Here is a 13,598-nt window from a genome sequence, read left to right as displayed (position 1 = left end):
CCAATACACAAGTCTAATTTTGTCCAATGAAGCGCTTTCATTCTCTGATATATAATGAGCCTATGAAAGACAAACCAGTTACACACCGGGAGGTCATAAGAGATGAAAGTATGGAAAAACGTAGCAAGTGCGGTACTGGTCAGTGTTCTGCTCGCAGGTTGCGGTTCCAATGCAGGAACGGACAATGGGCAGGAGGAGTCGGCGTCAGGCAGCACGGTATCACTCAAAGTATTCGTTGCACAACCTCGGCTGAAAGAACATTACGATAAATATATAGAACAGTTCAAAGCCAAGGAGAAAGCAGAGAAAAACATTGAGGTGAACGTGCAACTGGAGATGCCGCCTGCGGACAATGCGCCTCAGATTCTGAAGACACGACTCGCCTCCAATGATGCACCGGATGTGTTCGCCTTGCATGCGGTCAATGAGATTCCACCGTTCAGCAAAGCTGGTTATCTGGAAGACCTGTCGGGCCAACCTTTTGTCGATAAGCTGCTGGATTCGGTTAAACCTTCCATAACGGATGCGGAGGGCAAAATCGTAGCTGTTCCATTGGAAACAGTATCATGGGGCTATCTGTACAATAAAGATATTTTCAAAGAGCAAGGACTGGAAGTGCCAACGACGTTAACGGAAATGAAAGCGGTCGTGGAGAAACTCAAAGCAGCCAACATTACACCGTTTGAACTGTCCTACAAAGAAGCCTGGATTCCGCAATTATTCCTGCCACTTACCGTGGGTGCATTAACTCAGTCTGAGCACAAAGACTTCGTGGAGAAGATGAATCAGGATCAGGGCTCCTTTTCCGATATGAAAGCATTGTTCGATATCTTCGATCTCGTCAATGCCAATGGAACAGACAAAGCGCTGGAAGTGGGTGGAGATGATGGTTCAGCAGCCTTCGCATCAGGAAGCGCCGCGATGTGGATTCAGGGACCATGGTTTGCCGAAACGATTCTGAAGTCCAACCCGGACTTTAACTTTGGTGTAGCACCAATGCCGATCAATGACAATCCGGATGATACCAAAATCAATCTGAGCACCTCCACTTCGCTGGCAGTATCGTCATCTAGCAAAAACAAAGAAGTGGCACTCGATTTCGTGAACTACATTCTCGATGACAAGGATTCAAGTGCATTCTTCGAAGCACTCAAGTTCAATCCGATTGCCAAGATCCATGACTTCAAGAGCTTCCCGTGGGTAGACGATGCCCAGAAATATGTGAGTGAAGGTAAAGCTTATGAGGACCCATCCCTTCCTCAAGCGGTGAAAGACGAGTCAGGCAAAGCGTTGCAAGGCTACTACTCTGGACAACTAAATCAACAGCAGGTTATCGATGCGCTCGACAAGGCGTGGAAATCCTACAACAAAGTCAACAAGTAAGGAGTTGCGAGAAATTTAGTACCTGCTTTTGTTGGCAAAATCTCAACGGTTTTGGGAGTTTTGTCAACAAATTAGCGGTACTTTATTTCGTCGCAGTCTCCAAGCAGATGATATGGCAGGCAGAACGTTCTTCGTTCCCTCGTTTACAATCATCCGCTTCGAGTGAAAAGGGGGAGAACCAATGGCTACGAATGTGTTCAAGAAGTATCTGTCACTGCTCGCGTTCACTGCGCCTGCCTTTGTCATCTATGCGATTTTCCTGCTGTATCCCACGTTTAGTGGCATGTTCTATAGTCTGACGGATTGGAACGGACTCAATCGGGATTACAGTTTTATCGGTCTGGGCAACTTTGTGGAATTGTTCAAAGAAGATCCCGACTTTCTGAACTCCCTGTGGTTCACGATGAAATATGTAATATTTATGCTGATTCTGCAAAATGGAATTGCCTTGTTACTCGCCGTGTTGATAGAGTCACGGACGCGCAGCAAAGGGCTTTTCCGGACGCTGTTCTTCATGCCTAACATGATCAGTACAATCATCAGTGCTTTCATGTGGACATTCATCTTCTCTCAGGTGTTACCACAACTCGCAGAGAAACTGGCTTTTTCGTTCCTCGACCAGCAGTGGCTGGGTGATCCGAAGTTTTCATTTTACTCCATTCTGATCGTATCGCTCTGGAACGGTGTAGGGTATATGATGATCATCTATTTGGCCGCTCTCCAGGGGGTGCCAAAAAGTCTCAAGGAAGCGGCTGTTATTGATGGGGCCAACGCATTCCAGGTACTGCGCAATGTGGTGTTGCCGATGATTACTCATGCCGTGACCATCTGTTTCTTCCTGACATTGAACGGAGCATTCAAAGTGTTTGAAGTGGTGTATGGACTGACTGGTGGTGGACCGGGCCGGGCCACGCAGGTTATCACGATGAACATCTATGAAGAAGCGTTCTCCAATAACTTCAGATACGGCTATGCGAGTGCCAAATCGGTTGTGCTGTTCATCATCGTGCTCATCTTTACACTCATCCAGATCACCGTCATGAAGAAGAAAGAGGTGGAAGCATGAGGATGCAACGACTGAACAGTTATCTGATTCGACTGCTGCTGATTCTTGGTTCTCTCGTCGCCATGCTGCCGATCTATATGGCGGTGGTGAACTCTTTCAAAACACAGGGTGAGATGTTCCAGTCCTTTATCGCGCTGCCAACAACGCTTCACTGGGAGAATTATTCGGACGCGTTTAACAAAATCAATCTGTTGGGCAGTTCGATGAACTCGGCGATTGTATCCTTTCTGGGGATCGGGGGAATCGTCTTCTGTGCCTCACTTGCGGGATACAAGTTGTCACGTACCTCCGGCCGCTTGAGCAACCTGATCTTCTTCCTGTTTGTTGCATCCATGCTGGTACCGTTCCACTCAATCATGATTCCGCTGACACGGGTAGCCAAAGGCATGGGGGTGCAAGGAAGCACCTACGGATTGGCCCTGATCTATATCGGGCTTGGTGTGAACATGGCAATCTTCCTCTATCACGGGTTTGTGAAGTCTATTCCGCGTGAATTGGAGGAGTCGGCTCAGATTGACGGATGTAATGAGTTCCAGACGTTCTTCCAGATTATCTTCCCGCTGCTGCTTCCGATCACAGTCACCATCGCGATTCTGGACTTCCTGTGGATCTGGAATGACTTCTTGCTGCCACTGCTCATGTTGACCGATGTGAATCGTTATACGCTGATTCTGTCCACGAACATGCTGTTTGGTGAATATAACAAGGAATGGCCGTTGATTCTGTCCTCCCTGGTACTGACTGCGATTCCGGTTATTCTAATCTATGCGTTCTTCCAGAAGTTCATCATGGAGGGGATTGCTGAGGGGGCTGTAAAAGGGTAAAACATTCAAAGGTATCCCGCAGCGCATCTGGTATTTGTCCGCTCGGGTATTTGGCCAAACTTTCGAAACTTACGCGAATAGCCTTGATCTGAAGGACATGGTCCTTCCAGGTCAAGGCTGTTTTTTTGTGGTGAAATCAGGAAACAGTATTCGTCGAAGTCAGGAGCCAGAATCTATAAGTCTGTGGACGGCCTCTGCGAGGCATTGCAACCCACGTTCCATCTCATCAGGGGAAGCATAGGCATAAGACAGCCGAATGTGACTCGCATCTAACCGGTCATACAGATAGCCCGGGTGGATAAGTACATCCTGCTCCAGACAGGTATGGAACAACTGGCGGATAGAGAGAGGGGATACAGTGAATTGCAGCCAGATATAAAAGCCCCCAGCGGGTATTTCCCAATCCGCTATGCCATGAAAGTGCTGTTGCAACAGATCCAGCATGAAGTCTCTTCGTTTGCGTAACTCAGGGCGAAGGCGTTCCATATGTCCTGCATGATGTCCTTCTGCGAACCACAGGGCAGCAGCTTCTTGGGCGAGTGAACTGGTGCCATAATCGGTCTGCATCTTGATATCTGCGAGACGGCGAATGACCGGCTCTGGCCCAACCAGCCATCCGAGGCGCAGACCGGGACTGACTGCCTTTGACAGGGTACCCATATGCAGCACCCGTCCTTCCTGATCACGCGCCTTCAGTGATGACGGAGGAGGTGTATCCAGCCATAGATCACCGTAGGCGGCATCCTCCAGTATGGAGATGCCTAGTGTTCGAGCGGTGGTCATGAGTTCTTCCCGGCGGTGATCACTCATGACAGAGCTGGTGGGATTGTGAAAGCTCGGGATCGTGTAGAGAAGCGAGATATGATCTTGATCTTTGACATGCTGCGCAGCATCCTCCAGGCGTGCAATGTGTAGGCCTTCGTTATCCATCGGGATACCACTCATTTTCAACCCTGCTGACTGAAAGGCGTGAATGGAATAGAGATACGACGGTTTTTCCAGCAGAACCGCTGATCCGCGAGGGAGCAGTCCGACCGAAATCAAGTGCAGCGCCTGAAGAGAACCGGATACAATCAGTATGGAATCTGGAGAGGCCTGAATGCCGGTAGTCTGCAAATGGACGGATAAAGCCTCACGAAGCTCCAGGCTTCCTTGAGGTTCCAGGTAGTTCAGTGTACGAGAACGATGGGACAGGGAGTACAGAATGTCGTTAAAAGCATCCTGAGGCATCAGGTCCGGGGCAAGTTCCCCTGTACCAAGACGTATGATGCCAGGCCTGAATTCAGCCTGATTAATCTGCTGGATCTCGGGCAGGTTGGGATAATACCAGCCCTCCTCAATGGCTTCGTTCCAGTTGGGCATGGCTCCGTGAGCCATGCCATGCCAACCGGAGCCGGAAATATAAGTTCCCCCGCCATGTCTGCCTTCAAGCAGACCCGCGGCGGCCAGATTATCAAGGGCAGTGACCAATGTACTGCGGTTTACTCCCATGGACTCAGCCCATATTCGCTGTGATGGGAGACGGTATCCTGCGGACCATTCGCCCGTTGTGATTTTCTGCCGGATATAGGCTTCAATCTGGCGATATAAGGGCAAGTCGAGAGAAGGATTTGGCTTCCAACCCATGTTTAGCCGGGAATCAGAGCGTTCCATAACCGGCAGAATCACCTCCGTTTTTCTTTGTAACAAACACTATATCATTTGGTTGGGTCTGATGCCATCCAAGTGGTTGGTTACGTCAGTTATCATCTGCCCTAATATGGAGGACAGAGATAAGGGGGAAGAACGATGGAGGTTGTTATTCATGCAGTGGTTCTGGCGTTTGGCCTGATCTTGCCACTGGGTGTGCAGAATGTATTTATTTTTAACCAGGGCATGAGCCAGAGGCGTTATATACATGCCCTGCCTGCTGTAATAACGGCAGGGGTCAGTGATACGTTGTTGATCGGGGCAGCCGTCGGAGGGGTGTCGCTCATTTTGCTGCAATGGCCATTGCTGGCGAATGTGTTGTATGGCGCAGGAAGCTTGTTTTTGCTGTATATGGCATGGAGTATCTGGAGGTCATCCGAATCTGTGGAAGGTTCGGGGACGGTAATGTCAGCGGGGCGACAGATTGCGTTTGCCGCATCGGTGTCTTTACTCAATCCGCATGCTCTGCTGGACACGGTTGCTGTGATTGGCACCAGTTCACTTCAGTATGAAGGGGTGGAGCGCGTCTATTTTGCCCTGACAGCCGCGGTAGTATCTTGGATATGGTTCTTGGGACTTGCAGGTGCAGGCAGGGTGATTGGGAGAACGGATCGAACTGGACGCATCAGTCTGGTGTTTAATCGGTTGTCCGCTGTGGTCATGGTTGGGCTGGCATGTATGATGCTGTGGAAGCTCATCTATTCCTAGAAGGACTGCGATGTGGCTGGTACAACTTGTTAAAATAAAAAACTCCCCGTGACGTTAATCGCACGAAGAGTTCAATGTGGATGCTGAAATTGGTGATCAGCATAGCCTGGTGATCTATTGAGTTGGAACATGTAGTGCTTGATAACGCTTTGGTGTAGCGTCTCTTATATATGGTTGCTCATTTGAGTTAAGGTCATCGTAATCGGATTTATTCTGCCTTCAGTAACATGGATTCAATAAACACTTTCAGATCACGGCTTACACTGTTCAACTGATCAATGACCTCGCTGAACTCGGTTACCAGCACCGCTTGTTGGTTGCTAGACTGTGAGATGGATGTGATCTCTTGCTCCATCTGCTGAATGGAATGCTGAACATCCTTCAAAGAACGTTCGATATTCACCGTAGCTTCTTTGGTACCTGTAGAAAGTTTACGCACTTCAGATGCAACGACGCTAAATCCGGCGCCTGCTTCGCCGGCTCGGGCTGCTTCGATGGCCGCATTCAGCCCCAGTAGATTGGTCTGTTCTGAGATTTCACGGATGAATGCGGCGACCTTATTAACTTCGCCTGAATTCTGTACAGCCATGCGGGTATTATCCAAAATCTGCGTGGAAGATGCCGTCAACTGCTCGGACTGGGCAGCTACCGTCTGCACCATATCTGTTAATTTTCCGCTGATACCGCCGATCAATTCAGTGAAGTACTCCAGTTTTTCCTCATTCTGAAGAGAGAAACCAATGGCAAGTGTACCCACGATATTTCCTTGCTCATCCCGAAGTGGGGTGGCCGCCGAGTTGATTGATGTGCCATAGAATTTTGCATCAATTCGGTTCGCTGAAGTTTCCCCATGTATAAGTGCCCGGCGGAGTGTAGGGTCATCGAGAGAAACGGGGTCTCCTGCCTTGATGCCCAGATCAAGCTCGTTGCTGGGAACATAATACCAGAACTTCTCCGTGTCAGTTACTGCAATCATGATATCGTGTTCTTTGAGCATAATTTTAAAATACGGACTCGCTGCAACGAGTGCTTCAACAATGTTCAATAAGGTTCAGCTCCTATAGTGTATGTGTGCATATCATCTAGATGTATGTATATACATCGTCAGAATTATCGGAATCTTGAAGACCTAACAAGGGCAATAAGGTATATTAATTAAATTTTTAACAAATGAAACAGGAGAATTGATGATTTTCAGGAATTTATGAAAACATAACGAAAAAGCAGGCGAGAACAATCAAGTTCTCGTCTGCTTTGCTATCCACCTTTGCCATATGATACGCTCCACTTCACGTGATGGATGCTGATTTACGTAAGGGTTCACCCCGCCAGCGTTACCTCATCCGTTGTGTGAAGAGGTCATCCTGACGGTACAAATATGTACCGTACGTACGCAGTAATACGCGGTTGTGTTATATGCGTACTGTTGCTATCCGCCAATCTGGGACATGCGCCGTACCGTCGGTGTGTGAGATTGCATTTTTTGTTCCAAAGCCAGAGCCATTTCATGATTCTTTGGTTTCGTACCCAGTGCTTTGAGGAAGAGCGCCGCCATGGCATCCGGATCATCCACGAAGCGGCGAACATTATACTCATCTGACCAGTAGAGGCAGGCTTTGATATGTCCGTCAGCGGTCAGCCGAAGTCGGTTGCAATTGTCACAGAAGTGATCGCTCACGGGATGAATCAATCCAAATGTGCCTTCGGAGCCCACAATTTTCATATTACGTGATGGGCCATTGCCCGCAGGGCCTGTTGTATTTTCTACTGTCCATCCTGCTTCAGCACATACATCTGTCACGGCTTCCAGCGGCAAATAAGATTTGCGCCATGAATCCGAAGCCTGTCCAATCGGCATATATTCAATAAAACGTACATGAAGAGGTTGATCAATCGTCATTGCAATAAAATCCTTGATTTCATCATCGTTGATACCCTTCATCAGCACAACATTCAGCTTGATCGGAGCAAGGCCAGCGGCTGTTGCAGCTTCAATGCCTTTCAGTACCTTGTTCACATCTCCGCCGCGGGTAATCATGGAGAAGCGATCAGCTCGCAGGGAATCTAGACTGATGTTAATCCGGTTCAATCCAGCGTCTTTCAATGCCTGAGCTTGCTTATCCAGTAGAAGAGCGTTAGTAGTCAGGGCAATATCGTCAATCCCGTCAATTGCCGAGATCATGCTGACGAGCTTATGCAGATCCTTGCGTACCAACGGTTCGCCCCCGGTGAGTCGGACTTTGCGCATGCCCATTGGAGCAAGCACTTTCAGCACCTGTGCTATTTCTTCGTAGCTCATAATCTCATCATGTGGAGCAAATTCCATGCCCTCTGCAGGCATGCAGTACACACAGCGTAAATTACAGCGGTCCGTAACAGAAATACGGATGTAGTCATGTATCCGGCCAAATGAATCCTGAAGCAGTTCCATGCAGACCACCCTTTCATCGGTTCAGATTGGAAATCTTCTATTATAAATGATACGACAATTTCAAAAGGAACAGTTGCATCAAATTTTAGCTATTTCTCCAATCCACGTCAACGATGACGTCAGATGACAGCATTTTTGGCGGGGTGATTCAGATGGAATTGTCCCACGAGTTGTTGCAGAAAGACCGTAATGGCTTCCACGTTATGCGAAGAATGCTGAACCTGCAACATATCACGAATCAGCTCCATCATCTCAGCTTCTACCTCAGCAGAAGTCACCCGATTTTGATGGCTGATTGCAGCAATATTCTCCATCAGCATGACCACTTGATCCACGACTTGTGTGCGCTCAGGTTCTTCAGCCGTAGCATTTTGCAGAAGTTGCGAAGCGGCCTGAACCAGTGTTGTTCCTTCAGCCAGTACCTGATCACCCTCTGTGATTAATTGAGATGCAGCTCCTGCTGCCGTTGAGATTCGGTCCAGAATCTGATGAATATTTTCAGTAGAAGAGCGGGATAACTCGGCCAGCTTGCGGATTTCCCCTGCCACGACCGAGAAGCCTTGACCATGTTCGCCCACGCGTGCAGCCTCAATGGTAGCATTGAGAGCCAGCAGGTTGGTCTGAGCTGAAATTTCATCAATGACAGCCAGTGCACGGTAAATCTCTTTCATCGTATCCATGAAGGACAGGATGGTACGGTTGGTATCGGATACCGCTCCTGAGATTTGGGTCATTTTGTCGCCGATTCGTTCCACTTCCTGCTGGGCCACGCCGATCTGTTCGGTTGCAGAGGTCTCCAGTTGTTGCAGCGTTATGCGCATGTGATCGGCAGCGATTCTGGCCTGATCGAGATCTTCCAGTTGGGTGCGAATGGCCTGAATCATCGAACCAAGCTTGTGGTTCACACGCTCAGTCGTACCCTGGGTTGTCTCTGTTGAAGTTCGCATCTGATACTGGTTGTCCATAACGTCTACCGTGGCAAGTTGTACCTTCAGCATAATGCCTTCCAGAGAGTCAATCATGTTGTTGATCCACTTCGCCAGTTCACCCGATTCGTCTTGGGCAAAAGCAGACGTGTCTAGACGTTGGGTCAGATCCCCCCTGCCTTCGGCGTTAATTCGAATAAATCGGCTGATGCGGCGTAAGTCTTCATGAACCCGTCGATATTGGCTACGATGCAGCTGTAATGCAGTGAAGAATCCGAATAACACATTAAAAGCGGCCATTGCTGCCGCACTCCAACCACTACCAGTGAGGGCATAGACAAGAGCGGCTCCTGCAACGCCTGACAAAAGCGTGAAGAGACTGTGCTGCTTGAACTGGCGCCAGCCGATGCTTCGTATCCGATACACTTCCTCCAGATCCCCTTCACACATCATGCCCCAGCGATCAGGACAGTGTGGCAGCTGGAAGGTGATGCCTTTGCCGATCACAGAAATATGGCGATAATCCGAGTAGCCGGGAAAGGCTACGAACAGATTGGAACCATTCTGAATGGTGTTTGCTACTCCGGGGTGTAGTTCTCCAGTCGATGGATCAGTGAACATGAGTTCCAGTTCGGTATGCTCCTTGACTGAAACGATACCCCATTCGGTGGTGACACCATCTTTGAGATTTTCCCCATGCGTAAAGGTGCGGTCTTCGAAGCGGCTTCGAGATAAGGCGGTGCCGGGTTGCAGATGGGGCCTTAATATCGACTCAGCCATAAAGAGATAATTGTCACCAGAATCGGGATAGATATGACCTGATTCTCGTTGGATCAGGTCACCGAGTACATCCCCGGGTACTCGGCTGCATAATGAACCGACATATCGACCTTCCTGCAGGATTGGGGAGATAAACAGCAAGGTGACATCATCGTGAAAATTGGACGAGCGTGGACCAATATCCAACGTCAGTGGATCAGAATATGGACCATACAAGCATTTTTTGCCATGACGATCTGCTCTGGAGTATTTCAATCCTGGTCCAATTAAAGCTTCGTAATCTTCATAAATCTGTCCAATATGTTTCTTATATGTAGAGAATACCACCTGATTCTGTTCGTTCAGCATGAATAGCTCCGTACTGTCTACGGCTCGAATATAACTGGATTGAAACCATGCATCTAGTTTGCTTAGTTGCTGTGAACCTTGTAATACATCCTGTAACTGGACCGACTGTATCTGTTGAAGCAAACGATCCAGGTGATTCCATTGTTCATCTGCCCAGTCCATCATAAGCTGCCGTCTCGTTTCGGCAATCCCCTCAAAAATCTGTTCCACATCTTCTTTCATATGTGCGTTCAACCGATACGATCGCCACAGCGGCAATCCTTTTTTCCATCCCAGCCAATCAAACATCATGACCACCCCGATTTCTGGATTTGAAAGCTTCGTTCTACTGATCTTTGGATAGACCTATATATGTGATTTTCAAAGTGATATGTGACAGAGGAATCCAACCTGCGTGGTGATTGATCCAGAACAGTGATACCGCCTTCATCATTCAGGATCGTTGACTCACGTTGAGGTGGAAGCCCTTGTACGTCTATTCAATCTTTATACAAGAAAACGAACAAGAATACGAGGGGATATGTCATATTTTCCGAATATTTAATCAATAAATACAAATGATTGTGCGCTTGTTGTTAGGTGAATTGAATGTTAGCTATCTACGAAGAAAACTCACATGGATGTATCTGAGAATCCATCTCATTTTACATTGTGTAACATGAACAGGCCCATACTCAAAACACACTGTATAATGTAATCCCCGCCCAAAGCGATATAGTATTATCTAACAAGCAAAACCTGTTACGTTCGTGTATATAAACCTCCCATTCAGCCTTGGTGTGCAATGAAAACAACTTCCCACAAAGGAGAATGCCCATGTCCTCCATATCCTCAGCTACAGTCCCCGAAGCCTGCCATATTGATGTAGATCATGTGTCCGTTGTTTTTGGCACAGGTACACAACAGGTCACTGCCTTGTCGGATGTTACATTCCAGATCCAGTCCAATGAGTTTGTCTCTCTGCTGGGCCCTTCCGGCTGCGGCAAGTCGACCTTGCTCCGGCTGGTGGGTGATCTACTTCAACCTACCTCAGGCAACGTACGCATTGCAGGTCAGGAGCCTGAGCGGGCCCGGCTACAGCGACAGTTCGGCATTGTCTTCCAGACACCAGCCTTGTTCGATTGGCGCACCGTTCGTCACAATGTGGAATTGCCCTTGGAACTGCTGGGTACCCGCCGTAAGGAGTGCCGCCGCATTAGTAGTGAACTGCTTGAAATGGTAGGACTAACTCGCTTCGCCGACCATTATCCATGGCAACTCAGTGGAGGGATGCAGCAACGTGTATCCATTGCACGAGCCCTTGCGCTTGATCCACCATTGCTGCTCATGGATGAACCCTTTTCCGCCCTGGACGAATTCACCAAAGAAAAACTTCAATTGGAGCTGCTTGAGATCAAGCGCTCAACAGGCAAGACCTTCCTCTTTGTCACACACAGCATCCCCGAAGCCGTATTTCTGTCCGACCGGATCATCGTACTCTCGGCGCATCCGGGGCAAGTGCACTCCATTCATTCTGTTAATCTGCCTTCTGACCGCCATAGTGAACTGAGAGAAACGGAAGCTTTCTACCACATGATCACAACCATTCGCAATTGCTTCTACGAGGAGCGTGATGAATCTCATGTCCCTGAGGTTCTTTAAACCAGGATATCGATCTTGGATCGTCATCTGGATTGTATCCGTATTGATGCTGTGGGAAGGAATCGCCTGGATGCTCCAACTGTTCCTGTCACCCCAGCAGGCGGCGTCTCGCCTTCCTTATCTGCATGATGTCCTTGTAGCCTTGTTTCGTTACTCGGGTACGCTGGCAGAGCAGGGGGCTGTCACCTTTGGCAATGCAGCCATTGGTTTTGCAGGGGGAACGCTGCTTGGTCTGGGTCTGGCTCTACTCATGAGTGGGGCTATCTGGCTGGAGCGCACGTTATCGCCATATGTTGTCTCCTCACAGATGGTTCCGGTTATTGGTCTCGCACCAATCGTGTACGGCATCATCCACAACGCGGAGTGGGCCCGAATTGTTATGGCGGCGTATGTCACCTTCTTCCCGATCATTATCCATACGTTAAAAGGATTGAAAAGTGCAGCACCAGAGCATCTGGAACTTATGCGTTCCTGTGGAGCTTCACTGACCGCACGATATATCAAATGTCTGCTGCCCTCAGCACTACCGGGACTATTTTCTGGTATGAAAATAGCTGCTCCGCTCGCGGTGACTTCCTCCATCGTTGTGGAATTGATGGGCGCTCCCGACGGACTCGGCGTCCTGATGGTCAGTTCGTTATATTACGGCCATGCCCAAGTTGGCATGTTCTGGGCCACCATCATGCTTAGCATTGGCATTGGCCTGATCTCGTATCTGGTCATCAGTCTGGCTGAACGTTGGCTAACCCCCTGGCAGCCTGAGTTCAGGGCCAAAGGAGGTGATGCCACATGAGTGAAGGTAGAGTTTTGCAACGGAAGCGTGATGAAGGTGTGGCAATTGCTGCTGTAACTGGAGCAGCTACGCCCCTCACGGGTTCACAGGTGACATCTGCCCCTGGATCGGAAATTCATGGACAACAGGGACAAGCCGAAAAGGCCAGATCGGGAACCAGCGTTCGCGGGCGCTCAATTGTACTGAGCATGCTTCCTTGGGGGGCAGGTGTGATGTTTCTCGCTCTCTGGCAGCTCAGGCTGTTCCATTGGATATTCTCGCTGGAAAGCTACCAACTGCCTGTGCCTTCCGCGATTGCGGCATCGATACAGGAAAATGCCAATATGCTCTTTCGTTATGCGGTGTACAGCGGAGCCGAAATGCTGGGAGGTTTCTTGCTCGGCTCACTGCTCGGCGCTCTGGCAGCGGCAGGTGCATCGTTCTTCCCAACAAGCGGCAGGGCGGCGGTTACGGTTCTGTCTGCACTGAACGCTGTTCCGATCGTGGCTCTTGCCCCAATTATGAACAATTGGTTTGGAGACGGGATCTGGTCGCGTATTGCTGTTGTCACGGTGATTACGATGGCCGCCATGGCCGTTAGCCTATTCAAAGGACTGACTTCCATTCAGCCGCAGTACAGTGATCTGCTGAGTGGCCTTGCTGCAAGCAGGATGCAGTTTTTTTGGAAGCTAAGACTGCCTCACGCGCTGCCTTCCCTCTTTGCAGGACTGAAGATCAACATGTCGACCAGTATTATCGGGGCCATTGTGGGTGAATTTTTCATAGCCTCACAAGGGCTCGGATACTTGCTCTCGGATCAGATTCGACTGGCGAACATGCCCTTGGCCTGGTCCTGCATTGTCATCGCCGCCGCGCTCGGTATTGTGTTGTATGAAGCGGTTGTCCTGGCAGAAAAACGACTCATTCCGTGGAATCGTGCACGCACAGATCACTAACGTACATCAGGGTAACAACCATAGATTCATAGATCGTAATACCTGATTGAAAAATCGTATATAAACAGGGGGTT

General features: G+C 49.1%; 11 protein-coding genes. 7 read left to right on the top strand and 4 right to left on the bottom strand.

The genetic code is table 11. The annotated features are described in order from the left end of the window. Positions 1-102 precede the first annotated feature (102 nt). The 3 genes from NZ043_RS06765 (at position 103) to NZ043_RS06755 (ending at position 3,273) form a co-directional block, all read left to right on the top strand. Entirely contained in the window at positions 103-1,383 is a 1,281-nt protein-coding gene (locus NZ043_RS06765) for an extracellular solute-binding protein (protein ID WP_339311118.1), read from the top strand. 181 nt (positions 1,384-1,564) lie between these two features. Continuing rightward, entirely contained in the window at positions 1,565-2,449 is an 885-nt protein-coding gene (locus NZ043_RS06760; RefSeq protein WP_017691891.1) for a sugar ABC transporter permease, read from the top strand. After that, the gene (locus NZ043_RS06755; RefSeq protein ID WP_062836914.1) at positions 2,446-3,273 is read left to right on the top strand and encodes a carbohydrate ABC transporter permease; all 828 of its coding nucleotides are present in this window, start codon (positions 2,446-2,448) and stop codon (positions 3,271-3,273) included. Before NZ043_RS06760 ends, NZ043_RS06755 begins: the two co-directional genes overlap by 4 nt. 159 nt (positions 3,274-3,432) lie before the next feature. On the opposite strand, the gene NZ043_RS06750 is transcribed toward NZ043_RS06755, so the two are convergent. Then, positions 3,433-4,926: a PLP-dependent aminotransferase family protein gene (locus NZ043_RS06750; protein ID WP_339311116.1), complete on the bottom strand. Its 1,494-nt coding sequence runs from the start codon at positions 4,924-4,926 to the stop codon at positions 3,433-3,435. Between the two features lie 135 nt (positions 4,927-5,061). Between NZ043_RS06750 and NZ043_RS06745 the strand changes: the two genes are divergently transcribed. Next, a complete protein-coding gene (locus NZ043_RS06745; RefSeq protein ID WP_289390535.1) occupies positions 5,062-5,670 on the top strand; it encodes a LysE/ArgO family amino acid transporter in 609 nt (202 codons plus the stop codon). 208 nt (positions 5,671-5,878) lie between these two features. On the opposite strand, the gene NZ043_RS06740 is transcribed toward NZ043_RS06745, so the two are convergent. The 3 genes from NZ043_RS06740 to NZ043_RS06730 form a co-directional block, all read right to left on the bottom strand. Further along, on the bottom strand, positions 5,879-6,715 hold the full coding sequence (locus NZ043_RS06740; protein ID WP_036612668.1) for a methyl-accepting chemotaxis protein: 837 nt from the start codon (positions 6,713-6,715) through the stop codon (positions 5,879-5,881). Positions 6,716-7,099: 384 nt separating this feature from the next. After that, the gene (gene moaA / locus NZ043_RS06735; protein WP_076209757.1) at positions 7,100-8,101 is read right to left on the bottom strand and encodes a GTP 3',8-cyclase MoaA; all 1,002 of its coding nucleotides are present in this window, start codon (positions 8,099-8,101) and stop codon (positions 7,100-7,102) included. Positions 8,102-8,220: 119 nt separating this feature from the next. Then, positions 8,221-10,446, bottom strand: a complete 2,226-nt coding sequence (locus tag NZ043_RS06730; protein WP_339311113.1) for a methyl-accepting chemotaxis protein — start codon at positions 10,444-10,446, stop codon at positions 8,221-8,223. Positions 10,447-10,971: 525 nt separating this feature from the next. On the opposite strand from NZ043_RS06730, the gene NZ043_RS06725 reads away from it, so the two are divergent. Genes NZ043_RS06725 through NZ043_RS06715 form a run of 3 tightly spaced genes read left to right on the top strand, consistent with a single transcriptional unit; the run spans position 10,972 to position 13,524 of the window. After that, positions 10,972-11,796: an ABC transporter ATP-binding protein gene (locus NZ043_RS06725; protein ID WP_249912694.1), complete on the top strand. Its 825-nt coding sequence runs from the start codon at positions 10,972-10,974 to the stop codon at positions 11,794-11,796. After that, the gene (locus NZ043_RS06720; RefSeq protein WP_091036204.1) at positions 11,777-12,589 is read left to right on the top strand and encodes an ABC transporter permease subunit; all 813 of its coding nucleotides are present in this window, start codon (positions 11,777-11,779) and stop codon (positions 12,587-12,589) included. The genes NZ043_RS06725 and NZ043_RS06720 overlap by 20 nt, the downstream gene beginning before the upstream one ends. Then, on the top strand, positions 12,586-13,524 hold the full coding sequence (locus NZ043_RS06715; protein WP_249912692.1) for an ABC transporter permease: 939 nt from the start codon (positions 12,586-12,588) through the stop codon (positions 13,522-13,524). The genes NZ043_RS06720 and NZ043_RS06715 overlap by 4 nt, the downstream gene beginning before the upstream one ends. Positions 13,525-13,598: the final 74 nt, after the last annotated feature.

The sequence above is a fragment of the Paenibacillus sp. FSL k6-2145 genome (genome assembly GCF_037976585.1).
Taxonomy (GTDB): Bacteria; Bacillota; Bacilli; order Paenibacillales; family Paenibacillaceae; genus Paenibacillus.
The sequence above is the reverse complement of the archived record's forward strand: the minus strand, read 5'-3'. Positions and strand labels throughout refer to the sequence as shown.

Excerpts from the sequence above, each read along its gene's own strand:
- NZ043_RS06765 (WP_339311118.1), top strand. The coding sequence starts at position 103 with ATGAAAGTATGGAAAAACGTAGCAAGTGCGGTACTGGTCAGTGTTCTG.
- NZ043_RS06760 (WP_017691891.1), top strand. The coding sequence starts at position 1,565 with ATGGCTACGAATGTGTTCAAGAAGTATCTGTCACTGCTCGCGTTCACT.
- NZ043_RS06755 (WP_062836914.1), top strand. The coding sequence starts at position 2,446 with ATGAGGATGCAACGACTGAACAGTTATCTGATTCGACTGCTGCTGATT.
- NZ043_RS06750 (WP_339311116.1), bottom strand. The coding sequence starts at position 4,926 with ATGGAACGCTCTGATTCCCGGCTAAACATGGGTTGGAAGCCAAATCCT.
- NZ043_RS06745 (WP_289390535.1), top strand. The coding sequence starts at position 5,062 with ATGGAGGTTGTTATTCATGCAGTGGTTCTGGCGTTTGGCCTGATCTTG.
- moaA (WP_076209757.1), bottom strand. The coding sequence starts at position 8,101 with ATGGAACTGCTTCAGGATTCATTTGGCCGGATACATGACTACATCCGT.
- NZ043_RS06730 (WP_339311113.1), bottom strand. The coding sequence starts at position 10,446 with ATGATGTTTGATTGGCTGGGATGGAAAAAAGGATTGCCGCTGTGGCGA.
- NZ043_RS06725 (WP_249912694.1), top strand. The coding sequence starts at position 10,972 with ATGTCCTCCATATCCTCAGCTACAGTCCCCGAAGCCTGCCATATTGAT.
- NZ043_RS06720 (WP_091036204.1), top strand. The coding sequence starts at position 11,777 with ATGTCCCTGAGGTTCTTTAAACCAGGATATCGATCTTGGATCGTCATC.
- NZ043_RS06715 (WP_249912692.1), top strand. The coding sequence starts at position 12,586 with ATGAGTGAAGGTAGAGTTTTGCAACGGAAGCGTGATGAAGGTGTGGCA.